We start from the raw sequence: 21,548 nt of genomic DNA, 5'->3' as shown, positions 1-21,548 counted from the left end.
GGGCACCGTCGTGACGGTCACGGACGTCGTCTCGGCGTTCTTCCTGCTCACGGGGGCCCTCTCCTGCCTGCTCGGCGCCCTCGGGCTGCTGCGCCTGCCGGACCTGCCCGCCCGGCTGCAGGCGGCGACCAAGCCGCAGACCCTCGGCCTGCTGCTGATCCTGCTCGGCACGGCGGTCCGGCTGGAGTTCGAGAACGCCGCCACGCTCATCCTGGTGATCATCTTCCAGCTGGTCACGGCACCGGTGATCTCCCAGATCGTGGCCCGCTCGGCCTACCGGACCGGGACGCTGGACCGCGGCGCACTCGTCGTCGACGAACTCGCGGAACGCATGGGGCGTGGGGAGACGCCGGAGGACCGAAAGTAGGCTCACCCTCCGTGGCCGTCTACGCGCTGGGGGATCTGGTCCCCGACATCCATCCCGAGGCCTACGTCCATCCGGACGCCGTCGTGATCGGGAACGTGACGCTCGGGGCGAACGCCTCGGTGTGGCCCACCGCGGTGTTGCGCGGCGACGACGGCTACATCGTGGTCGGGGAGCGCAGCAGCATCCAGGACGGCTCGATCATCCACACCACGGCGCGCCGGCCCACGCTGATCGGCAACGAGGTGACCGTCGGGCACAACGTCCACATCGAGGCGGCCACGATCGCCGACCACGCGCTGGTCTCGTCCGGGTCGGTCGTGCTCAACGGGGCCGAGGTCGGCGAGGGCGCGGTCGTCGCCGCGGGCGCGGTGGTGTCCCCGAACTTCGTGGTGCCGGAGCGCCGGATGGCGATCGGGGTGCCCGCGAGGCTGCGGGAGGGGTACGAGGTGCCCGAGGGCCGGTTCGCGTACGCGGTCGAGTCGTACGTGGAGCGGGGCAGGCGTTTCCGGGCCGAGCTGCGGAGGATCTCCTGATGCCGAAACCACTCGCCGAGGTCGTGGAGGAGGGCTGGGCCCGCGCGCTCGAGCCCGTCGCCCCGGTCGTCGCGGAGATGGGGGAGTTCCTGCGGGCCGAGATGGCCGCGGGGCGCCGCTACCTGCCGTCCGGCGCGAACGTGCTGCGCGCCTTCCAGCAGCCGTTCGACGAGGTCCGGGTGCTGATCGTCGGCCAGGACCCCTATCCGACACCGGGGCACGCCGTGGGGCTGTCGTTCTCGGTGTCGCCCGAGACCCGGCCGATCCCGCGCTCGCTGTCGAACATCTACCGCGAGTACTCCGAGGACCTCGGTTTCCCCGCGCCCTCGTCGGGCGACCTGACGCCGTGGGCGAAGCAGGGGGTGCTGCTGCTCAACCGGTGCCTCACGGTGGAGCCGGGCTCGCCGGGGTCGCACCGGGACAAGGGCTGGGAGGCCGTCACCGAGCAGGCGATCCGCGCGCTCGTGGAGCGGGACGCGGACCCGATGGTGGCGATCCTCTGGGGCCGCGACGCGCGCAACCTGGCGCCGCTGCTGGTGGACGTCCCGATCATCGAGTCCGCCCATCCCTCGCCGATGTCGGCCGACCGGGGCTTCTTCGGCTCGCGGCCGTTCTCCCGCGCCAACGAGATGCTGGAGGAGATCGGCGGCGAGCCGGTCGACTGGCGCCTGCCCTGACCCGGGCTCAGGACGCCAGGTAGCCCTCGTCGTCGATCGGCTCGGGGACGACGGCGCCGTCCCGGTCCGTCCGCAGGGCCCCGTCGGCGTGGGCGAGGGCGGCGACCGGGTCGGCGTCCTCCACCAGCACCGCGCGCTCCGGGTGGACCAGCCGGCGGGCCGCGATCAGGACGCGCAGGCGTTCGCGGGCGTCGAGGCCGTCGGTGAGCCGGTCCACGAGGACGAGGGCGGCGGTCGAGTCCGCGGCGTCGTCGAGGGCGGCGAGCCGCTCGTCGACGGGATCCGCGACCCGGGCGGTGAGCCGGATCGTGGTGGCCTCGTGCTCCTGCGCGCAGCGGGTGCGCGTCTCGTTGAGCAGGGACATCAGCCGGCGCCGGGCCACGGCGGGTCCGAGGATCACCGTCAGCTCGCCGAGCGACAGTCGCAGCCCCACCGCGCCTCCCATGGTCGACCCGATGAGGGCGAGGCTAACCCGCGCGGGGCCCCTGGTCGAGCGGTCCGGGGGCGGTGTCCGAGGGAGCGTCGCGGCCCGGTGGGGTCCGCCGGACACCCCCTAGACTCGGGGCGTGGACAGCGACCGGGGTCATCTCCGCATCTCCGACGCCGACCGCGAGGCCGCGGCGCAGCGCCTGCACGCGGCCATGGGGGAGGGTCGGATCACGCTCACCGAGCTGGAGGAGCGCCTCGACGCCGTGTACGCGGCCAAGACCTTCGCCGAGCTCGAGCCGCCGCTCGCGGACCTGCCCGGTCCCGGCGTCGTCGTCCCCCTCGCGGGCGGCGTACCCGCCGTCCCGCCCCGTGAGCAGGTGCATCTCAACACGGAGATGGGCTCGATCAAGCGGACCGGGGACTGGCCGGTGCCCGAGCGCCTGCGGCTGACCACGAGCATGGGCTCGATCCACCTGGACCTCAGCACCACGCCCACACCGCCGCGGATCGACGTCGACGTGGCCACCGGCATGGGGTCGGTCACGATCGTCCTCCCGGCGGGCGGGTCGGCGGACGTCGACGGGGTCAAGACCTCGTGGGGCTCGGTGTCGACCAAGGTCCCGCACACCCCGACCTCGTCCGGGCCGCACCTGGTGGTCACCGGGAGCGCGGGCATGGGGTCGCTGACGATCCGGCATGCCCGCAAGGGGCTCAAGGACTGGTTCGGGGCCTGATCGGCGCGGTCCGCCGCGACCGCGGCGTCCCGTGCGCGGACATGAGAAAGGGCCGGTCCCATCGGGGCCGGCCCTGCTCATACGCTCGCGTCAGGCGCGGGCGACCTTGCCGGCCTTCAGGCACGACGTGCACACGTTGAGGCGCTGGCGGTTGCCGCCCTCGTTCCGGGTGCGCACGGTCTGGATGTTCGGGTTCCAGCGGCGGTGGGTACGGCGGTGCGAGTGCGAGACGGACATGCCGAAGCCCGGACCCTTGCCGCAGACGTCGCAGACGGCAGCCACGTCGGACACTCCTCGGGTAGACAGACAAGAAAATGCGCCCAGGAATCCTGGGGCACGTGTCGACCAGGGTAACCGGCCGTGTCGTGGGCCCGCACACCACCCTCCCAGTAGGGTCGGCGGCGTGCGCGACGCCCTGGACGAGGACCTCCTGCGGCGCTGGGTCGAGGCCGCCGCGACGGGCCTGCGCCGCCACCGCGGGGAGCTCGACGGGATCAACGTCTTCCCGGTCGCGGACTCCGACACCGGTTCGAACATGCTGCTCACGCTGGAGTCCGGCGTCGCCGCACTCCCCGCCGCGCTCCCGGCGGGCGCGGTGCCCGTCGCCGAGCTGGCCGCCGCGCTCTCCGGTGGCGCGTTGCGCGGCGCGCGCGGCAACTCCGGGACCATCCTCTCGCAGCTGCTCCGCGGCCTGGCCGAGGCGCTCGCCGCCGGCGAGGGGCTGACGGAGGGCCTGCGCCGGGCCGCCGTGCTCGCGCGGGCCGCCGTCGCCGAACCGCTCGAGGGGACCATGCTCTCGGTGCTCGACGCGGCCGCCCACGCCGCGCCGGACGGCCCGCTCGCCGTGGCGGACGCCGCGCACGCCGCGGTCGCCCGCACCCCCACGCAGCTGCCCGAGCTGGCGAGGGCCGGGGTGGTCGACGCCGGCGGGCTGGGCGTCGCGATCGTGTTCGACGCGCTGGTGGAGGCCTGTTCCGGGGAGTCCCCGGCCCGCAGCCGGGTGGTCGTGCGGGAGAAGGCGGCGCTCACCGCCGTCCGGGAGTCGGGATCGCCGGAGTACGACTCCGAGGTGATGTACCTGCTCGACGGCACCACGGGCGACAAGGTCGACGAGCTGCGCCGCACGCTCGTCGGGCTCGGGGACTCGGTGGTGGTGGTCGGCGACGGCAGCGGCACCTGGAACGTGCACGTGCACTGCTCGGACGTCGGCGCCGCGATCGAGGCGGGCGTCGAGACCGGCCGGCCGCACCGGATCTCCGTGCTCCGCTTCGACGAGCGGCAGCCGGACCGGGCGCGCTTCCTGCGCTCGCGGGCGGTGCTGCTGGTGATCGCGGGTCCGGATGCCGCGCAGCTGGCCCGCGAGGCCGGGGCGGACGTGCTGGAGACGCGGCCGGGACACGCGATCGGCGGCCGCGAGCTCCTCGCCGCGGTCGAGGCCACGGGCGCCGCGCACGTCGCGTTGCTGACCTGCGACGTCAGCCTGGCCGGGCTGGCCGGGCGGGTCGCCGCGGAGGCCCGGGACGCGGGGCGCGAGGTCGTGGTGGTGCCCACGGTGTCCGTGCCGCAGGGGCTGTCCGCCCTCGCCGTCCATGATCCGTCCCGCAACCCCGCGGACGACGTCGTCGCCATGGCCGAGGCGGCCGCGGGGACCCGGACCGGCGGGCTCGTGGTCGCCGAGGCGGAGGCCCTGACGTGGGTGGGTCACTGCGCGCCCGGGGAGGTGCTCGGGATGAGCGAGGGCGAGGTCGTGCTGATCGCCCCCGATCTTTCTGTCGGGGCCCTGTGGTTGGCTCACCGCATGTTGACGGGTGGGGGTGAGCTGGTCACCGCGCTGCTGGGGGCCGACGCGCCTGCCGACCTGGGGGAGCGGCTGGTCGAGGACCTGCGGCGTACGCACCCGGAGGCGGACGTGGTGGTGCACCGGGGCGGGCAGGTCGACTTCCCGCTGGTGCTGGGGGTGGAATGAGCGAATCATCGGCGCGGGGTGCGGTGGATCTGGACACCTCCCTGATCGACGCCGTCGGGGCGATGACGGCCAAGGCGCTCGCCAAGCTGGACCTGACGACCGTCGGTGACCTCGTGCGGCACTATCCGCGCCGGTACGTCGAGCGCGGCAAGCTCACGGACATCGCGGGCCTGGAGGTCGGCGAGCACGTCACGGTGATCGGCACGGTGGCGAGCGCCACCACCCGGCAGATGCGCAGCCGTCGCGGCACCCTGCTCAACGCCACGATCCGGGACGCCAAGGGCGCCACGATCGCGGCCACGTTCTTCAACGCGCACCAGGTCAAGAGCTTCATCGTGGTGGGCGCCACGCTGATGTTCTCCGGCACCGTCTCGGTGTTCCGGGCCGGCGGCAGGGCGACCCTGCAGCTCACCCATCCCGAGTTCGAGGACATCGAGGAGTCGGACAGCGACCGGCCGTTCATCTCGATCTACCCGGCGACCAAGGGGCTGAAGTCGCAGGCCATCGCGCGGGCGGTGCGGCAGGTGCTCGCGGTGCTCGACGACCCGACGGATCCGCTGCCCGCCTCGATCCGGGAGGAGCGCACGCTGGCCTCGCTGGGGTCCGCGCTGCGCAAGATCCACGTGCCGCGGTCGGAGGCGGACCAGTTCGCGGCCAAGGCGCGGCTGGTGTGGGACGAGGCGTTCGGGGTGCAGCTGGCCCTGTCGTTGCAGCGGGAGCGCGCCATGGCCCGCCCGGCGTCGCCGAGCCCGGTCCGGTCCGGCGGCCTGCTCGATGCCTTCGACGCGATCCTCCCGTTCCCGCTCACGGACGGGCAGAAGTCCGTGGGCGCCGAGATCGCGGAGGACCTCGGGAAGCCGCTGCCGATGAACCGGCTCGTGCAGGGCGATGTCGGCGCGGGCAAGACCGTCGTCGCGCTGCGGGCGATGCTGCAGGTCGTGGACTCGGGGCGGCAGGCGGCGATGCTGGCGCCCACCGAGGTGCTCGCGGCGCAGCACGCCCGGTCGCTGCGGGCGATGCTCGGCCCGCTGGGCAACGCGGGGGAGCTGGGTTCCTCCGACCAGGCCACCAAGATCACGCTGCTCACGGGGTCGATGTCCACGGCGGAGAAGCGGCAGGCGCTGCTCGACGCGCAGTCCGGGGCGGCCGGGATCGTCGTGGGCACGCACGCGCTGATCCAGGACACGGTCGGGTTCGCGGATCTCGGGCTCGTGGTGGTCGACGAGCAGCACCGCTTCGGTGTGGAGCAGCGGGACGCGCTGCGCGGCCGCGGGGAGCGCACGCCGCACCTGCTGGTCATGACGGCCACGCCGATCCCGCGCACGGTCGCGATGACGGTGTACGGGGACCTGTCGGTGTCGTCGCTGACGGACATGCCGAAGGGGCGCTCCCCGATCAGGACGACCGTGGTGCCGGCCGGCGAGAAGCCCTCGTGGCTGGAGCGGGTGTGGGCGCGGATCCGCGAGGAGGTCGCGGGCGGGCACCAGTGCTACGTCGTGTGCCCGCGGGTGGGCGGGGAGTTCGCCACCTCGAAGAAGAAGAGCGACCCCGAGGACGCGGACGAGCCCGATCTCGACGACGACTCGTCGGAGGAGCGCCGGCCGCCGCTCGCGGTGCTCGACGTGGCGCCCCAGCTCGAGGCCGGCCCGCTCGCCGGATTGTCGCTGGCCGTGCTGCACGGGAAGCTCCCGCCGGACGAGAAGGACGCCGTGATGCGGGCCTTCGACCGCGGCGAGACGGACGTTCTCGTCGCCACGACGGTGATCGAGGTCGGCGTCGACGTGCCCAACTCCACCGGCATGATCATCCTCGACGCGGACCGCTTCGGGCTCTCCCAGCTCCACCAGCTCCGCGGCCGCGTCGGCCGGGGATCGGCGCCGGGGGTGTGCCTGCTGGTCACGGACATGCCCGCGGGCACGACGGCTCGGGAGCGCCTGGACGCGATCGCGGGCACCACGGACGGTTTCGAGCTCGCCCGCCTCGACCTGGAGCTGCGCCGGGAGGGGGACGTCCTGGGCTCGAGCCAGTCCGGCCGCCGCTCCGGCCTGCGCCTCCTCTCGCTGCTGCGCCACGAGGAGGTCATCTCCACGGCCCGCGTCGAAGCGGCCCGACTCGTCGCGGACGATCCGGGCCTGGCGAACCACCCCGGCCTCCGCGCCCTCGTCGCGGAGACGGTGGGCGACGAGGACGCCGCCGCCTACCTCGACAAGGTCTGACCCCACCCCCGCGAGTCGGCACTGTCGGTAGGCCGAAACACACGTTCACGACGCGCGGGCAGGCCGGTGTCGTGGAGCCGTCGGCGTCCGTCCACGGCCGCGACGGGGCCGGTCCGGTGACCACCGGAGGTACCTCGTCGCAGAGGTGTGTTTCGTGCTCCCGAAAGTGCCGACTCGCGGGGTCAGGCCGGGAGTTGGCCCCGGCCGTCGTTCTCCAGGGCCGCGACGGCGGCCTTCGGGAGGTGGACCACGCCGGCCTTCTCCAGCTTCGCCAGCTCGGAGCGGGCCATGCTGTAGGCGGCGAGGCGTTCGGCGTCGTTGTCGGAGTCCCTGGCCGTGGTGAGGAGCTTGATCGCGCGTTCCACCGAGGCGCGTTCGGCGCTGGTCAGGGTGGAGTGGCGGATCCGCTCGGCGGCGTCCCGGGCGGCGTCCCAGGCCCGGACGGCGCGGTCGACCGCCGCGACGAACTCGGCGGCGTGCTCGCGGGCCGGGTGGGCGTCGGTGTCCAGGGCCTGGGCCTCGGCGAAGGCCTCCACGAACCGGCCCGTGCTGGGGACCGAGACGTCGGCGAGCGCGGGCAGGCGCAGGACCTCCATCGGGTCGCACTCGTAGGCCGTGTACTGCTCGCGGAGCGTGTCGAAGCGGGCGCGGGCCCGCTTCCACGGGGGCGCGGCGGGCGCGGCCTGCGTGCGGGGCATCGCGGCGGCCTGCGGGGGCGGCACCATCCGGCGCCGCCCACGGTGCCCGGCCAGCACGATCAGGAAGATGAGGAACACGGGGCTGACGAACACCGCCCCTGCTGCCGCGGCCGCCGCGGCGCTGGCCAGCACCCCGACGGCCACCAGGATCAGCGGCAACGCGATCCACGGCGACGGCATCGCCATCGGCCGTGGCCCGCCCCGGCCGTGCCCGCCCCGCCCGGATCCACCGCGGCCGCGGCCGCTCCTGCCTCGAGGTCCGCCCATGCCGCCCATCCCGCCCGGTCCGCCGACTCCGCCCATCGGGGCCCACCCGTCCAGGAGGTCCCGACCGTCACCACGACCCTGCCCGTCCGGTGAGCCTCGTCGGCCGGGTCGGCCGTGCTCGTTCCGAAGTCCCTGACGGCCGGGCCAACCGTGCACGGTCCAGTCCGGCCCGCCGGGTCTGCCCAGCCCGCCCACCCGGTCCCATCCGCTCGCCCAGCCCGGGCCACCGAGCCCCCGGCGGGCGGCCGCGCGCGAGGCCCGGCGCACGTGCCGGGCCGCCCGCTCGCCCGGGGACTCCCAGCGGAAGCCGGGTCCCCGTCCGATGCCGCCCGGATGGTGCGGACGCCGTGTCATGACTCCTTGGTACCCCAGGAGAGTGGTCCGCTGCACCGACCGGGGCCCGGATTGCCCCGGTCGGCCGCACCGCCCGGCGGACTCCGCCTCAGCGATGTCTCAGTGGGCGGCTCGGCGACGGGGGTGTGCTGAGTGCGCACCAGCGGGTCCCACAGGATGGCTCAGCGGTCGACCGCCTGCATTTCCGCTGGCTAGGCTGCCCCGGTCCCTCACCGGGGGCATGCCCACGTCCGACGAACAGGGAGCCGGATGTTCTCGAAAGTGCTGGTGGCCAACCGTGGCGAGATCGCGATCCGGGCGTTCCGGGCCGCGTTCGAGCTCGGTGTCTCGACGGTGGCGGTGTTCCCCTACGAGGACCGCAACTCGCTGCACCGGGCGAAGGCCGACGAGTCGTACCTGATCGGCGAGCGCGGCCACCCCGTGCGCGCCTATCTCTCGGTCGACGAGGTCATCAAGGCCGCGACGAAGGCGGGTGCGGACGCCGTGTACCCGGGCTACGGGTTCATGTCCGAGAACCCGGACCTCGCCGCGGCGTGCGCGGAGGCCGGCATCACGTTCGTCGGACCGCCGTCGGACGTCCTGCACCTGACCGGGAACAAGTCCCGCGCCGTGGCCGCGGCCCGCGAGGCCGGGGTGCCGGTGCTCGCGTCGTCGGAGCCGTCCGACGACGTCGACGAGCTGGTCGCGGCGGCGGACGGCATCGGCTTCCCGATCTTCGTCAAGGCCGTGGCCGGTGGCGGCGGGCGCGGGATGCGTCGCGTGCTCGAACCCGCCGACCTGCGCGACGCCATCGAGGCCGCCTCCCGCGAGGCCGAGTCCGCCTTCGGCGACGGGACCGTGTTCCTCGAGCAGGCCGTGGTGAACCCGCGGCACATCGAGGTGCAGATCCTGGCCGACGGCGAGGGCAACGTCGTGCACCTCTACGAGCGGGACTGCTCGGTGCAGCGGCGGCACCAGAAGGTCGTCGAGATCGCGCCGGCGCCGAACCTGGACCCGGAGCTGCGGGACCGGATCTGCGCCGACGCGGTGACCTTCGCGCGCAGGATCGGCTACCGCAACGCGGGGACCGTCGAGTTCCTGGTCGACGAGCGCGGCAACCACGTGTTCATCGAGATGAACCCGCGCATCCAGGTCGAGCACACCGTGACCGAGCAGGTCACGGACCGCGACCTGGTGATCGCCCAGCTGCGCATCGCGAGCGGTATGACGCTGCCGGAGCTGCGGCTCATGCAGGAGGACATCGTGCTCTCCGGCGCCGCGCTGCAGTGCCGGATCACCACCGAGGACCCCGCCAATGGCTTCCGCCCGGACACCGGGGTCATCTCGGCCTACCGGACGCCGGGTGGCCCGGGCGTGCGGCTCGACGGCGGCACCGTGCACACGAACGCCGAGGTCAGCGCCCACTTCGACTCGATGCTGGTCAAGCTGACCTGCAACGGCCACGACTTCCACAACGCCGCCCGCCGGGCCCGCCGCGCGATCGCCGAGTTCCGGATCCGCGGTGTGGCGACCAACCTGCCCTTCCTGGCCGCGGTGCTCGACGACCCGGACTTCCAGCGCGGCGGCGTGACCACCAGCTTCATCGAGGAGCGCCCGCAGCTGCTCCGGGCCAAGCCGCCGGCGGACCGCGGTTCGCGGATCCTGCAGTTCCTCGCCAACACCACCGTGAACAGGCCGAACGGGGACCGCCCGGCGGTCGTCGAGCCCGTCGACAAGCTGCCGTCGGTGGATCTCGGGGCCGCGGCGCCGGACGGGTCGGCGCAGAGGCTCAAGGAGCTGGGCCCCGAGGAGTTCGCGCGGCAGCTGCGCGCGCAGACCTCCGTCGCGGTCACCGACACCACCTTCCGGGACGCGCACCAGTCGCTGCTGGCCACCCGGGTGCGGACCCGGGACCTGCTCGCCGTGGCGCCGTACGTCGCGCGGACCGCGCCGGAGCTGCTGTCGCTGGAGTGCTGGGGCGGCGCGACCTACGACGTCGCGCTGCGCTTCCTCGCCGAGGACCCCTGGGACCGGCTCGCCGCGCTCAAGGCCGCCGCACCGAACATCTGCACGCAGATGCTGCTGCGCGGGCGCAACACCGTGGGCTACACGCCGTACCCGGTCGAGGTGACGGACGCGTTCGTCGCCGAGGCGGCCCGGACCGGGATGGACATCTTCCGGATCTTCGACGCGCTCAACGACGTCGAGCAGATGCGGCCGGCGATCGAGGCCGTGCGGAACACGGGGACGGCCGTCGCGGAGGTCGCGCTCTGCTACACCGCCGACCTGTCCGACCCGGCGGAGAAGCTCTACACGCTCGACTACTACCTGCACCTCGCGGAGCAGATCGTCGCCGCGGGCGCGCACGTCCTCGCGATCAAGGACATGGCGGGGCTGCTGCGCCCGCCCGCCGCGCGTCGCCTGGTCACGGCGCTGCGGGAGCGGTTCGACCTGCCCGTGCACCTGCACACCCACGACACCGCGGGCGGCCAGCTGGCCACCCTGCTCGCGGCGATCGACGCCGGGGTGGACGCGGTGGACGCGGCCGTCGCGTCCATGGCCGGCACCACGAGCCAGCCGTCGCTGTCGGCGCTGGTGGCCGCGACCGATCATTCGGACCGGGAGACCGGCCTGTCGCTGCAGGCCGTCAGCGACCTGGAGCCGTACTGGGAGGCCGTGCGGAAGGTCTACGCGCCCTTCGAGTCCGGGCTCGCCTCGCCGACCGGGCGCGTCTACCACCACGAGATCCCGGGCGGGCAGCTCTCCAACCTGCGGCAGCAGGCGATCGCGCTCGGGCTGGGGGACCGGTTCGAGCTCATCGAGGACTGCTACGCCGCCGCGGACCGGATGCTGGGCCGGCTGGTGAAGGTCACGCCGTCGTCCAAGGTCGTGGGGGATCTCGCGCTGCACCTGGTCGGGGCCGGGGTGTCCGCGGCGGACTTCGAGTCCGACCCGGGCAAGTTCGACGTCCCGGACTCGGTGATCGGCTTCCTGCGCGGCGAGCTGGGCGACCCGCCCGGCGGCTGGCCGGAGCCCTTCCGCACGCGCGCCCTGGAGGGCCGTTCGCCCGAGGCGGCGACGCCGGAGCTGACCATCGAGGACCGCCGCGGGCTGCGCGACGAGCGCCGCCGGACGCTGAACCGGCTGCTGTTCGCGGGCCCGACCAAGGAGTTCGAGACGCACCGGGAGTCGTTCGGCGACACCAGCGTGCTGTCGACCAAGGACTTCTTCTACGGCCTCGAGCCCGATCTCGAGCACACCGTGGAGCTGGAGCAGGGCGTCACGCTGCTCATCGAGCTGGAGGCGATCTCCGAGCCCGACGAGCGCGGCTACCGCACCGTGCTCACCACCCTCAACGGCCAGCTGCGGCCGGTCTCGGTGCGCGACGAGTCGGTGACGACGGAGGTCAAGGCCGCGGAGAAGGCGGACCGGGGCAACGACCGCCACGTCGCGGCGCCGTTCGGCGGCGTGGTGACCCTGCAGGTCGGCGAGGGCGACTCGGTCTCGGCGGGCCAGACGGTCGCGACGATCGAGGCCATGAAGATGGAGGCCTCGATCTCGGCCCAGCGCGCCGGCACGGTGTCCCGTCTCGCCATCGGCAAGGTGCAGCAGGTCGAGGGTGGCGACCTCCTGATCGAGCTCGGCTGACCCCCTGTGAGTGGCAATAGTCGCCCTGGCGACTATTGCCACTCACGACATCGGGAGAGGTTCTTGACGCGGATCATCGCCGGGAAGGCCGGGGGGCGGCGGCTGGCCGTGCCCTCGGAGGGGACGCGGCCGACCTCGGACCGGGTGCGGGAGGCGCTGTTCTCCGCGCTGGCCCACGATCCCGGGCTCGAGGGCGCCGTGGTGCTCGATCTCTGCGCGGGATCGGGGGCGCTGGGGCTGGAGGCGCTGTCGCGGGGCGCCGCGCACGCGACGTTCGTCGAGATGGACCGGCGCGCCGTGGCCGTCCTGCGTCGCAACGTGGAGGCCGTCGGCCTGGGTGGCGACGTCCGGTACGGGCCGGCCGGGACGGTCCTGGAGACGGCGCCGGGGCGCGCCCACGATCTCGTCCTCGTCGATCCGCCGTATGCCGAACCCGACGAGGCCATCGCGCGCTGGCTGCGCACCGGCCGTCGTACGGGGTGGATCTCCGACGACGCGGTGGTGGTGGTCGAGCGGGCCCGCTCGACGGGGGCGTTCGGCTGGCCGGAGGGGGTCGAGGGCCTCCGTGAGCGCCGTTACGGGGACACGGTGATCCACGTCGGTGGCTGTTACGGTCCGGCCATGCCTGGTGAGACGCGATGAGGCGTGCGGTCTGCCCCGGTTCCTTCGACCCGGTGACGCTCGGCCATCTCGACGTGATCTCGCGGGTCGCGGCCCTGTTCGACGAGGTCGTCGTCCTCGTGGCCTTCAACAACAAGAAGCAGGGGATGTTCTCCGTCGAGGAGCGCATGGCGATGATCGAGGAGACCACCGCCGACCTGCCGAACGTCCGCGCGGACTCCTTCCACGGTCTGCTCGTGGACTACGCCCGCGAGCACGACATCAAGGCGATCGTGAAGGGCCTGCGCGCGGTCACGGACTTCGACTACGAGCTGCAGATGGCGCAGATGAACCAGCGGCTGTCCGGTGTGGACACCCTGTTCATGTCGACGAGCCCGGAGTTCAGCTTCGTGTCCAGCTCGCTGGTGAAGGAGGTGGCGACGTACGGCGGCGACGTCGCGCACCTGCTGCCGTCCTCCGTGCACCGCCAGCTGCTCGACCGGATCGCGGAGCGGGCGTAGCGCCTACCCACTCGTCGAGTGGATCATGCACGGATCACCCGGTCGGAACTTGACACGCGGGGGTGTGCCGCAATACCGCGAACGGCGCAATCCCGGTGAGAGGATCGCCCCCGTGTACAGGGTCTTCGAGTCGCTCGACGCACTGGTGACGGTCGTCGAGGAGGCACGCGGCGTCCCCATGACGTCGAACTGCGTGGTGCCGCGTGGCGATGTGCTCGATCTGCTCGACGACGTCCGGGAGGCGATCCCCGGCGAGCTCGACGACGCGCAGGACGTCCTGGACCGGCGCGACGAGATCGTCGGCGAGGCCGAGCGGGAGGCCGAGGAGACGCGCACGGCCGCGACCTCCGAGTCCGACGAGCTGCTGGCCGACGCCCGCGCCGAGGCCGAGCGGCTGGTCGTGGAGGCCCGCGAGGAGGCCGAGCGCACGCTCGCGGAGGCGCAACACCAGTCCGAGACGATGATCGCCGAGGGCCGCCGGGAGTTCGAGGAGCTCACCGCCCGGGCCCGCCACGAGGCGGACCGGCTCGCGGACTCGGGCCGCGCCGCCCACGACCGCTACGTGTCCGACGGGCAGGCCGAGCAGTCCCGGCTCGTGTCCGGCACCGAGGTGGTCCGGGCCGCGCACACCGAGGCCGCCCGGATCGTCGACTCGGCGGACGGCGAGGCGGACCGGCTGCGCCGGGAGTGCGACGGCTACGTGGACGCCAAGCTCGCGGAGTTCGAGGACACGCTGACCAAGGCGCTCCGCACCGTCAACCGGGGCCGGAGCCAGCTGTGGAAGGGCGGCTCGCCCAACGGCACACCCTCCCCGGCGATGAACGGCCGCACGGGCACGGGGATGGACCTGATCGACTGAGCCCACGCAGGTCCGCCTTGTGTGAACGCACCGCAACGGCGATCACGCGACGGCGGCAGCCGCGGATCGGCGGTCGGGTGCCGGCGGAGCTGCGGTCTGCGTAGGCGCACCGGTGACCTCGCGAGGGCGGTGCGCCCGATCGGTGAGGGCGTGCCGGCGCTGCCCTCCTGCGGAGCAGGGGGAGCACTCGACTGCCGATCTGGTGAGGTCGACGCCCGTGATCAGTGGCTGTGTGCTGCTGTGCACGTTCGACCTGTGTGAGCGCACGGAAATGGCGATCTCGTGACGTCGGCGGCAGCGTGATCGGCAGCTGCGTGCTGACACGCATTGCTGGTGTGCGTGGGTGCACTGCAACGGCGATCGTGTGACGGCAGCGTGATAGCCGGTCGGGTGACGGCGGCGTGATAGCCGGTCGTGTGGCGGCGGCACGATCGGCGGTCGTGTGAGAGCGGCGGCGTGATCGGCGATCCTGTGACGGCGGCGGCATGATCGTCGGTCGTGTGCGGCCGTGCGTGGTCTGCCTGTGCCGGTGCACTCGAGCGGCGATCGTGTGACGCGGGCTGCCGTGTGATCGGCGATCGGGTGCTGGCCTGCATGGCTGGCCTGCGAAAGCGACCGAAAGCGACGTGTGCTGTCGGCGGCGGGTGGTCGGCGGTTGAGTGCGGTGAGGCATGGCCGGCCTGCGTCGGGGCACCGACTCGGCGATCACGTGGCGACGGCAACGCGTGATCGTCGGTCGGGTGCTGCCGTGCAGTGCTGGCCTGCGTCAACGCACCGGAGCGGTGATCACGGCGGAGGGTGGAACCGGGGAGAGGCGGCGGCCGTCCGAGTACGCATGGATCTCTCGCTGCCGTTCCGTGGTTCGGCCGCCGTGGCGTCGGGGGCGGTCGGGCGGGGTGCGCTCGGCGGGCGGCGGTTCCGACGGGTCTTCCCGGACGTCTACGTCGCCGCCGGTACCGAGCTCGACCTCGCGACGCAGGCGCTCGCGGCGGGTCTGTGGGCGGGAGACCGCGGGGTGGTCGCCGGATACGCAGCCGCGGAGTTGCTCGACGCATCGTGCGGGCCTCCGGATGCGGCCGTCGACGTCATCGGGGCGGTGCGGAGCCGGGCACCGGCGGGGATCCGGCTGCGCCGTGTCCGGCTCGGCGACACCGACGTCGTGCACCGCTGCGGAGTGCCGGTGACGTCGCCGCTCCGCACCGCGTTCGATCTCGCGCGATGGGCGGACGGCGTGACCGAGCGGGTAGCGGCCGTCGACACGATCGCCCACGTCTGGCGGCTGGACGTCTCGCGGATCCGCGAGACATGGTTCGCCCACCTCGGCGCGCACGGCTCGGCGGACCTCGCGAAGGTCCTGGCGCTGGTCGACCCGCGCTCCGAGTCGCCGATGGAGTCTCGGATCCGGATGGCGCTGCACCTCGCGGGCCTGCCGCCGCCGTGCATCCAGTACCGGGTGGGCGGACATCGACTCGACCTGGCCTATCCGTCGGCGTTCCTCGGGGTGGAGCACGACGGCGGCCACCATCGCGAGCCGGCCCAGGCCCGTGCCGACCTCGTGCGCGAGGCGGAGCTGGCGCGGGCGGGCTGGCGCATCCTCCGCTTCCCGGGCCGGGCGGTCGTGGCCGAGCCGGAGCACGTCGTCGCTGCCGTCCGCGCGGCGTTGATCGCCACTTCGGTGCAGTGAGGCAGGTCGATGGTGTCCTGGAGCACCCGGACGGCGATCACATCGCCTGGGCAGCGGCTGCCGGCGGGCGAGCCTCCGAGCGTGGTCGGCGGAATGGTGCTCGGGCGCATGCGCTCCCGGCCGCACGGGCACGGAACCGATGATCATGGGCAGGGTTGTCGATCACCTCGATCACTATTCGGTCAAACGGGCCAGGGCGATGCGGCGGACGGTCTACTGTGCGCGCATGGCCCGTCACGACGAGTCGGATCCGGCGACCTGGTGGGACCGCTACGGCCACCGTCTGCACGGCGAGCCGGCTGCCCCCGTGGCCGGCCCGGACGAGCGGACGGGGGAGACGGTGGGGGAGCACGACCGGACGGTGGAGCCTGAGGCGCTGCGGGCGCCGCGGGCGGACTACCCGCAGCGCAGCGGCGCCGAGGCGGGGGCCTGGTTCACCGATCCGAAGGGCATCCCGACCGTGGACGGCGTGCCCGAACGCCCCGGCCTGCGCGCCCCCGGTCCCACGGGCCCCTTCGATCCCGACGCCCTGCTCCGCTCCCGTGGCCCCGTGCCCGACTCCGGCTGGCGGCGGATCCTGCACGCCGCGACCCTGGGGCGCGTCGATCCCGGGCCGAGCCCCGCGCAGATCGCGGCGCAGGACCGGCTGCGGCGGGTCCGCAGCCATCTCGCCGGGACGCACCGGGTGGCCGTCACGTCGCTCAAGGGCGGCGTCGGCAAGACGACGGTCACGGCCTGCCTCGGGCTCGCGCTCGCCGACCATCGCGGCGACCGGATCCTCGCGCTCGACGCCAACCCGGACGCCGGCACGCTCGCGGACCGGCTGACCGGCGTGGCCGACCACACCGTCCGCGACCTGCTCGACGACCTCGCCGCCGTCGACTCCTGGACGGCGGTCTCGCGCTACACGAGCCTGGCCGGCCGCCTGCAGGTGCTCGCCTCCGAACAGGATCCCGCCGCGGGCGAGGCCTTCACCCGCGACGAGTACCTGCGCATCGACGGCGCGCTGGCCCGGTTCTTCAGCGTGATGCTCACCGACTCGGGGACCGGGATGGTGCACTCGGCGATGGCCGGGACGCTCGACGTCGCGGACTCGCTGGTCGTGGTGGGCGCGCCGACCGTCGACGGGGCCGGGCGGGCCAGCAAGACCCTGGACTGGCTGGTGGCACACGGCCACGAGCGGCTGGTCGAGGAGGCCGTCGTGGTGCTGGTCGGGCGCGGCAGCCGCGAGCTCGACTCGGGCGCGCTGCGGGAGCATTTCGCGCGGCGCTGCCGCGCCGTCGTCGAGATCCCGCACGATCCGCACCTCGCGACCGGGGGCCGGATCGACCCGGCCCGGCTGCGCCCGGCGACCCGGGACGCGTTCCTCGAGCTGGCGGCCGGCGTGGCCGAGGCGTTCCCGGCTCGCGTGCGCGGCTGACGGCGCGCGTACCCTGGTCCGCGTCATGAGCACCGACCGCACCCCCCGCCCCTCGCGTCACGAGGCCCGCGCCGCCGACGCCCGCGCCGCCGCCAACCCGTGGGTCTTCTCGACCCGCGAGCTCGCCCGCCGCCCGGGCATCATGCGCACCGTCGCCCGGACCGTCCCCGGTCCCGGCGCGGACGACCCCGAGAAGGCCATCGGCCTCGTCGGGGTGCTCGCCGTGCCGCCGGACAGCCCGGTCGAGCTGGACCTGCGCCTGGAGTCGGTGACCGAGGGCGTGTACGTGTCCGGCACCGCCCGCGCCCGCCTGGCCGGCGAGTGCTCCCGGTGCCTCGACGAGCTCGACGAGGAGATCGAGGTGCGGGTCGAGGAGCTCTTCGCCTACCCGGACTCGGTCACCGAGGCGACGACCGACGAGGACGAGATCCCGCGCCTGCTCGACGAGCGGTTCGACATCGAGCCCACGGTCCGGGACGCCATCGTCCTCGAGCTGCCGCTGGCCCCCCTGTGCAGGGACGACTGCCCGGGCCTGTGCCAGGAGTGCGGCGGGCGCCGGGCCGATCTCGGGCCCGATCACGGGCATGAGACACTGGATCCTCGGTGGGCCGCTCTGCGTGAGCGCCTCCCTTCTGACTGACAGCGTTTCGATGTCGTGAGACCTCTCGAGCACAACCCGTAGGAGATCTGCCGTGGCCGTACCCAAGCGCCGGATGTCGCGGTCCAACACGCGCTCTCGCCGGGCGCAGTGGAAGGCCACCGCGCCGACCCTCGTCGCCTGCAGCAACCGCGCCTGCCGCGAGCCCAAGCTGCAGCACATCGCCTGCCCGACCTGCGGGCAGTACGACGGCCGTCAGGTCGTCCGTCCCGCCTGATCCGCGACCGGGTGGGGGAGAAGAGCGTCACGGGGCCGCGCGAGGATCGCGCGCCCCTGATCGAGGCACTCGGAATCGGGATCGAGGCCGAGCTGCTGACGCTCGCCCTCACCCACCGCTCGTACGCGTACGAGCACGGTGGTCTACCGACGAACGAGCGCCTCGAGTTCCTGGGCGACTCGGTGCTCGGGGTGATCGTCACCGAGCGGCTGTACCGGGACCATCCGGACCTGCCGGAGGGCCAGCTCGCGAAGCTGCGGGCCAGCGTCGTCAACATGCACGCGCTGGCCGGTGTCGCGTCGGCCCTCTCGGAGTTCGGGCTCGGTGCGTACATCTCGCTCGGCCGCGGTGAGGAGCTCACCGGCGGCCGGGAGAAGGCGAGCATCCTCGCCGACGCCACCGAGGCCCTGATCGGCGCGGTGTACCTGGAGCACGGGCTGGAGACCTCCCGAGACCTGGTCCATCGCCTGTTCGACGGGCTGCTGGAGACCGCCCCGCTCCTCGGCGCCGGCCTGGACTGGAAGACCAGCCTCCAGGAGCTCACGGCATCCGAGGGCCTCGGCGTGCCCGAGTACAAGATCGCCGAGGAGGGCCCGGACCATCTCAAGGTCTTCACGGCCACCGCGGTCGTGAGCGGCCGGGAGCTGGGCTCCGGCGACGGGCGCACCAAGAAGGAAGCCGAGCAGAAGGCCGCCGCGCTGGCCTGGCGTGCGATCACGGACGAGACGGCGGGCGGGAAAACCGCGAGTGCCTGAGCTCCCCGAGGTCGAGGTCGTCCGCCGGGGGCTCGCCGAGCACGTGCTGCACCGCCGGATCACGGCGGTCGAGGTGCACCATCCCCGGTCGGTGCGCCGGCACGCGGCCGGCGGGGCGGACTTCGCGGCCCGGCTGACCGGCCGGGAGATCGCGGCCGCCTGCCGCCGCGGCAAGTACCTGTGGCTGGCGCTCGACTCGCCCACCCACCCCGACGAAGCCGTGATGGCCCACCTCGGGATGTCCGGCCAGATGCTGGTGGCGGACGCGGAGCGGCCCGCCGAGAAGCACCTGCGCATCCGCTTCACCTTCGACAGCGGCCCCGAGCTGCGGTTCGTCGACCAGCGGACCTTCGGCGGGCTCTCGATCCATCCCCTGGTGGACGGCCTGCCGGAGCCGGTCGCGCACATCGGCCGCGACCCGATGGACCCCTTGTTCTCCCTCGACGCCGCCGTGGCGGGCCTGCGCAAGCGCCGGACCGAGCTCAAGCGCGCGCTGCTGGACCAGACCGTCGTGTCCGGGATCGGCAACATCTACGCCGACGAGGCGCTGTGGCGGGCCCGGCTGCACGGCCTGCGGCCCACCGAGACGCTCACCCGGAAACAGGGCGTCACGGTCCTGGAGGCCGCGTCCGAGGTGATGAACGAGGCCCTCGCCCAGGGCGGGACGAGCTTCGACGCGCTCTACGTCAACGTCAACGGCAACTCGGGCTACTTCGACCGCGCGCTGAACGTCTACGGGCAGCAGGACCGGCCCTGCCGCCGCTGCGGCACGCCGATCGCCCGCACGCCGTTCATGAACCGCAGCTCGTACTGGTGCCCGCGCTGCCAGCCACGACCCCGGGTCAGAGCCAGCCGCGCCGTTTGAAGATCACGTAGAGCAGCAGGGCCGCGGCGAGCATCAGGCCGATCGCGAACGGATAGCCGCCCACCCAGTCCAGCTCGGGCATGTGCGTGAAGTTCATGCCGTAGATGCCGGCGACGAGCGTGGGGGCGAAGGCGATCGCCGCCCAGGACGACACCTTCTTCATCTGCTCGTTCTGCACGAAGCCGGCCTCGGTCAGCCGGGTCATCTCGTCGTTCTGCCGCTGCGCCACCAGCGTGGAGTTCACGGTGAGGATGTTCGAGAGCAGGTCGCGCAGGCCCTGGGTGCGCTCGCGCACGCGCATCGCGTGGTCCTGGACGTCCCGGAACAGCCGGTGCAGCTCCAGGTTGGGGTCCAGGGCCTTCTTGGAGAAGCGCACGCGCAGCTCCTCGAAGATCTCGGCGAGCGGGTCCACCGCCCGCTGGAACTCGATGACCTCGCGGGACAGCTCGTAGATCCGCTGCGACACCCCGGGATCACCGCCCCAGACCTGGCTCTCGATCTGGTCGACGTCGTCCTGGAGGCCGTCGAGGACCGGGCCGTAGTCGTCGACGACCTTGTCGAGCACACCGTAGAACACCGCGAACGGGCCGTGCGCGAGCAGCTCCGGATCGGCTTCGAGGCGCTGCCGGACCACCGAGAGATCGGGCTCCTCCGCGTGCCGGACGGTGATCACGAACTGGGGGCCGAGGAACAGGTGCAGCTCGCCGAGGTCGACCTCCTCGTCCTCGTCGACGTAGCGGGCCGGGCGCAGCACGACGAACTCGGTGTTGCCGTACATCTCGAACTTCGGCCGCTGGTGCGCGTGCACGGTGTCCTCGACGGCGAGCTCGTGCAGGTCGAACTCCTCGGCGATCTCCTTGATCTCCGTCTCGTCCGGGCGCAGCATGCCGATCCAGCAGAAGGCGGCGGCGTCGTCGCCGTAGGCCCGCACGGTCTCGACGGTCTGGTCCAGCGACTCCGGCTCCCGGGCCCGCCGGCCGTCCACGTACACGGCGTTGTCCACCACGGCCATGTGCTCACCTCCCGTACCGGGAGACTAGTCCGCTACCTGCCGAAGTCCTGGGTCCAGTACATCCCGTCCGTGTCGAGGCCGACGCCGATCGTGGTCAGCGAGCAGTCCTCGATGTTGCGCCGGTGGCCGGGCGAGTTCATCCACGCGGTGACGACGGCCTGGGCCGTCGGCTGGCCCATCGCAATGTTCTCGGCGCCGGGGGAGGGATAGCCGGCGGCCTCGATGCGGTCCGCGAAGCTGCGCCCGTCCTGGCTGTCGTGCGCGAAGTAGTTCCGCGCCGCCATGTCCGCGCTGTGCCCCTGGGCGGCCTGGGTGAGCCGCGGGTCCGTGCGCAGCGCGCCGCAGCCGGCCGCGGCGCGGGCCTGGTTGGTGAGCGCGACGACCTGCGCGGCGGGTCCGCTCGGGGGCGGGGTGGTGACGGGCCGCGGGGTGGTGGTGCGCGGGGGCGCGGTGGTGGTCGGCGGCGGCGTGGTCGTCGTGGTGGTGGTCGTCGGCGGGGCGGACGTGGCGGGGGCGTCCGGCGGTGGTGCCGGCGGTAGCGCCGGTGCGGGCGGCGACGTCGTGGGCAGCACCGCCGCGAGGGCCCTCGGCGGAGTGGTCGCCGGCGCCGGCCGGGAGTCCCCGGCGAGCACGACCGCCCACGTCGTGGGCACGACGGCGAGCACGCCGACCGCGGCCAGCACGGCTCCGACCGCGAGCCCGGCCAAGAGGGGGAGCGCGCGTCCGGTTCGACCCGGCCGCGGCGCGTGACCAGTCACGACTCGGTAACGTAGCAACCCGATGAGCACCAACGACGCTTCAACCATTCGGCTCACCGCATGGGTCCGTGGGCAGGTGCAGGGAGTCGGTTTCCGCTGGTGGACGCGCGCGCGAGCCCTGGAGATCGGGCTGGTCGGGCAGGCGCGCAACCTCCCGGACGGGCGGGTGGCCGTGACCGCCGAGGGTCCTCGCGAGCGCTGCGAGGCGCTGCTGGGTCTGCTGCGTGGCGGGGGCACCCCGGGCCGGGTCGACGACGTCACCGAGCAGTGGACACCGGCCAAGGGCGGGCTGACGGGCTTCGTCGAGGCCTGACCTGCGGAAAAATCGTCG

General features: G+C 73.4%; 22 protein-coding genes. 17 read left to right on the top strand and 5 right to left on the bottom strand.

What is annotated here, in order from left to right; all coding sequences use genetic code 11:
- The first annotated feature begins 10 nt into the window (after nucleotides 1-10).
- From mnhG to ABD324_RS32225, 3 genes are read left to right on the top strand one after another with little or no spacing between them, the layout of a single operon-like run.
- Nucleotides 11-367 carry a monovalent cation/H(+) antiporter subunit G gene (gene mnhG / locus ABD324_RS32235; protein ID WP_344425914.1) on the top strand — a complete coding sequence of 119 codons (357 nt, stop codon included), beginning with the start codon at nucleotides 11-13 and terminating at the stop codon, nucleotides 365-367.
- An 11-nt stretch (nucleotides 368-378) separates the two neighbouring features.
- Nucleotides 379-900, top strand: a complete 522-nt coding sequence (locus ABD324_RS32230; protein WP_344425912.1) for a gamma carbonic anhydrase family protein — start codon at nucleotides 379-381, stop codon at nucleotides 898-900.
- Nucleotides 900-1,577, top strand: a complete 678-nt coding sequence (locus ABD324_RS32225; protein ID WP_425565951.1) for a uracil-DNA glycosylase — start codon at nucleotides 900-902, stop codon at nucleotides 1,575-1,577. The genes ABD324_RS32230 and ABD324_RS32225 overlap by 1 nt, the downstream gene beginning before the upstream one ends.
- A gap of 7 nt (nucleotides 1,578-1,584) precedes the next feature.
- On the opposite strand, the gene ABD324_RS32220 is transcribed toward ABD324_RS32225, so the two are convergent.
- Nucleotides 1,585-2,010: a hypothetical protein gene (locus tag ABD324_RS32220; RefSeq protein ID WP_344425909.1), complete on the bottom strand. Its 426-nt coding sequence runs from the start codon at nucleotides 2,008-2,010 to the stop codon at nucleotides 1,585-1,587.
- A gap of 133 nt (nucleotides 2,011-2,143) precedes the next feature.
- Here ABD324_RS32220 and ABD324_RS32215 point away from each other — a divergent pair, with 133 nt between their 5' ends.
- Nucleotides 2,144-2,740, top strand: coding sequence for a DUF1707 domain-containing protein (locus ABD324_RS32215; RefSeq protein WP_344425906.1), 597 nt, complete (start codon nucleotides 2,144-2,146; stop codon nucleotides 2,738-2,740).
- 90 nt (nucleotides 2,741-2,830) lie between these two features.
- Here the strand turns inward: ABD324_RS32215 and rpmB are convergent, their stop codons facing one another.
- Nucleotides 2,831-3,022: a 50S ribosomal protein L28 gene (rpmB, locus tag ABD324_RS32210; protein WP_344425903.1), complete on the bottom strand. Its 192-nt coding sequence runs from the start codon at nucleotides 3,020-3,022 to the stop codon at nucleotides 2,831-2,833.
- Nucleotides 3,023-3,143: 121 nt separating this feature from the next.
- Between rpmB and ABD324_RS32205 the strand changes: the two genes are divergently transcribed.
- Together ABD324_RS32205 and ABD324_RS32200 are read left to right on the top strand one after the other, a co-directional pair.
- Nucleotides 3,144-4,706, top strand: coding sequence for a DAK2 domain-containing protein (locus ABD324_RS32205; RefSeq protein ID WP_344425900.1), 1,563 nt, complete (start codon nucleotides 3,144-3,146; stop codon nucleotides 4,704-4,706).
- Complete coding sequence (locus tag ABD324_RS32200; RefSeq protein ID WP_344425898.1) at nucleotides 4,703-6,922, top strand: ATP-dependent DNA helicase RecG; 2,220 nt, start codon at nucleotides 4,703-4,705, stop codon at nucleotides 6,920-6,922. The genes ABD324_RS32205 and ABD324_RS32200 overlap by 4 nt, the downstream gene beginning before the upstream one ends.
- Before the next feature lie 182 nt (nucleotides 6,923-7,104).
- Here the strand turns inward: ABD324_RS32200 and ABD324_RS32195 are convergent, their stop codons facing one another.
- Entirely contained in the window at nucleotides 7,105-7,800 is a 696-nt protein-coding gene (locus ABD324_RS32195) for a hypothetical protein (protein WP_344425895.1), read from the bottom strand.
- Nucleotides 7,801-8,490: 690 nt separating this feature from the next.
- Between ABD324_RS32195 and ABD324_RS32190 the strand changes: the two genes are divergently transcribed.
- The 10 genes from ABD324_RS32190 to mutM all read left to right on the top strand — a co-directional run bounded on the left by ABD324_RS32190 (nucleotide 8,491) and on the right by mutM (nucleotide 19,447).
- On the top strand, nucleotides 8,491-11,868 hold the full coding sequence (locus tag ABD324_RS32190; protein ID WP_344425892.1) for a pyruvate carboxylase: 3,378 nt from the start codon (nucleotides 8,491-8,493) through the stop codon (nucleotides 11,866-11,868).
- Nucleotides 11,869-11,874: 6 nt separating this feature from the next.
- A complete protein-coding gene (gene rsmD / locus ABD324_RS32185; protein ID WP_344425889.1) occupies nucleotides 11,875-12,510 on the top strand; it encodes a 16S rRNA (guanine(966)-N(2))-methyltransferase RsmD in 636 nt (211 codons plus the stop codon).
- Nucleotides 12,507-12,989: a pantetheine-phosphate adenylyltransferase gene (gene coaD, locus ABD324_RS32180; RefSeq protein ID WP_344425886.1), complete on the top strand. Its 483-nt coding sequence runs from the start codon at nucleotides 12,507-12,509 to the stop codon at nucleotides 12,987-12,989. Before rsmD ends, coaD begins: the two co-directional genes overlap by 4 nt.
- Nucleotides 12,990-13,101: 112 nt before the next feature.
- Complete coding sequence (locus ABD324_RS32175) at nucleotides 13,102-13,848, top strand: DivIVA domain-containing protein (RefSeq protein ID WP_344425883.1); 747 nt, start codon at nucleotides 13,102-13,104, stop codon at nucleotides 13,846-13,848.
- A gap of 835 nt (nucleotides 13,849-14,683) precedes the next feature.
- On the top strand, nucleotides 14,684-15,532 hold the full coding sequence (locus tag ABD324_RS32170) for an endonuclease domain-containing protein (protein ID WP_344425880.1): 849 nt from the start codon (nucleotides 14,684-14,686) through the stop codon (nucleotides 15,530-15,532).
- Nucleotides 15,533-15,758: 226 nt separating this feature from the next.
- The gene (locus ABD324_RS32165) at nucleotides 15,759-16,952 is read left to right on the top strand and encodes a MinD/ParA family ATP-binding protein (RefSeq protein ID WP_344425878.1); all 1,194 of its coding nucleotides are present in this window, start codon (nucleotides 15,759-15,761) and stop codon (nucleotides 16,950-16,952) included.
- A 25-nt stretch (nucleotides 16,953-16,977) separates the two neighbouring features.
- The gene (locus ABD324_RS32160; RefSeq protein WP_344425875.1) at nucleotides 16,978-17,592 is read left to right on the top strand and encodes a YceD family protein; all 615 of its coding nucleotides are present in this window, start codon (nucleotides 16,978-16,980) and stop codon (nucleotides 17,590-17,592) included.
- A 52-nt stretch (nucleotides 17,593-17,644) separates the two neighbouring features.
- Entirely contained in the window at nucleotides 17,645-17,827 is a 183-nt protein-coding gene (rpmF, locus tag ABD324_RS32155; protein ID WP_344425873.1) for a 50S ribosomal protein L32, read from the top strand.
- Nucleotides 17,828-17,838: 11 nt separating this feature from the next.
- Nucleotides 17,839-18,582 carry a ribonuclease III gene (gene rnc, locus ABD324_RS32150; protein WP_344425871.1) on the top strand — a complete coding sequence of 248 codons (744 nt, stop codon included), beginning with the start codon at nucleotides 17,839-17,841 and terminating at the stop codon, nucleotides 18,580-18,582.
- A complete protein-coding gene (gene mutM, locus ABD324_RS32145; RefSeq protein WP_344425868.1) occupies nucleotides 18,575-19,447 on the top strand; it encodes a bifunctional DNA-formamidopyrimidine glycosylase/DNA-(apurinic or apyrimidinic site) lyase in 873 nt (290 codons plus the stop codon). The genes rnc and mutM overlap by 8 nt, the downstream gene beginning before the upstream one ends.
- Here mutM and ABD324_RS32140 read toward each other — a convergent pair.
- Together ABD324_RS32140 and ABD324_RS32135 are read right to left on the bottom strand one after the other, a co-directional pair.
- A complete protein-coding gene (locus ABD324_RS32140) occupies nucleotides 19,425-20,459 on the bottom strand; it encodes a magnesium and cobalt transport protein CorA (protein WP_344425865.1) in 1,035 nt (344 codons plus the stop codon). The genes mutM and ABD324_RS32140 overlap by 23 nt on opposite strands.
- Before the next feature lie 32 nt (nucleotides 20,460-20,491).
- Nucleotides 20,492-21,166: a CAP domain-containing protein gene (locus ABD324_RS32135; RefSeq protein ID WP_344425862.1), complete on the bottom strand. Its 675-nt coding sequence runs from the start codon at nucleotides 21,164-21,166 to the stop codon at nucleotides 20,492-20,494.
- Nucleotides 21,167-21,239: 73 nt separating this feature from the next.
- Here ABD324_RS32135 and ABD324_RS32130 point away from each other — a divergent pair, with 73 nt between their 5' ends.
- Nucleotides 21,240-21,530, top strand: a complete 291-nt coding sequence (locus tag ABD324_RS32130; protein WP_344425859.1) for an acylphosphatase — start codon at nucleotides 21,240-21,242, stop codon at nucleotides 21,528-21,530.
- Nucleotides 21,531-21,548 lie beyond the last annotated feature (18 nt).

Origin of the sequence: Pseudonocardia ailaonensis (assembly GCF_039531635.1) — a bacterium.
Taxonomy (GTDB): domain Bacteria; phylum Actinomycetota; class Actinomycetes; order Mycobacteriales; family Pseudonocardiaceae; genus Pseudonocardia; species Pseudonocardia ailaonensis.
Note: the sequence above shows the minus strand (reverse complement) of the source record. Positions and strands in the feature narration are given on the sequence as shown.

What these genes read in the sequence shown, in the direction of transcription:
- ABD324_RS32200 (WP_344425898.1), top strand. Translation starts at nt 4,703, where the DNA reads ATGAGCGAATCATCGGCGCGGGGTGCGGTGGATCTGGACACCTCCCTG.
- ABD324_RS32165 (WP_344425878.1), top strand. Translation starts at nt 15,759, where the DNA reads ATGGCCCGTCACGACGAGTCGGATCCGGCGACCTGGTGGGACCGCTAC.
- ABD324_RS32190 (WP_344425892.1), top strand. Translation starts at nt 8,491, where the DNA reads ATGTTCTCGAAAGTGCTGGTGGCCAACCGTGGCGAGATCGCGATCCGG.
- ABD324_RS32160 (WP_344425875.1), top strand. Translation starts at nt 16,978, where the DNA reads ATGAGCACCGACCGCACCCCCCGCCCCTCGCGTCACGAGGCCCGCGCC.
- ABD324_RS32225 (WP_425565951.1), top strand. Translation starts at nt 900, where the DNA reads ATGCCGAAACCACTCGCCGAGGTCGTGGAGGAGGGCTGGGCCCGCGCG.
- ABD324_RS32130 (WP_344425859.1), top strand. Translation starts at nt 21,240, where the DNA reads ATGAGCACCAACGACGCTTCAACCATTCGGCTCACCGCATGGGTCCGT.
- ABD324_RS32195 (WP_344425895.1), bottom strand. Translation starts at nt 7,800, where the DNA reads ATGCCGTCGCCGTGGATCGCGTTGCCGCTGATCCTGGTGGCCGTCGGG.
- coaD (WP_344425886.1), top strand. Translation starts at nt 12,507, where the DNA reads ATGAGGCGTGCGGTCTGCCCCGGTTCCTTCGACCCGGTGACGCTCGGC.
- ABD324_RS32170 (WP_344425880.1), top strand. Translation starts at nt 14,684, where the DNA reads ATGGATCTCTCGCTGCCGTTCCGTGGTTCGGCCGCCGTGGCGTCGGGG.
- ABD324_RS32140 (WP_344425865.1), bottom strand. Translation starts at nt 20,459, where the DNA reads ATGGCCGTGGTGGACAACGCCGTGTACGTGGACGGCCGGCGGGCCCGG.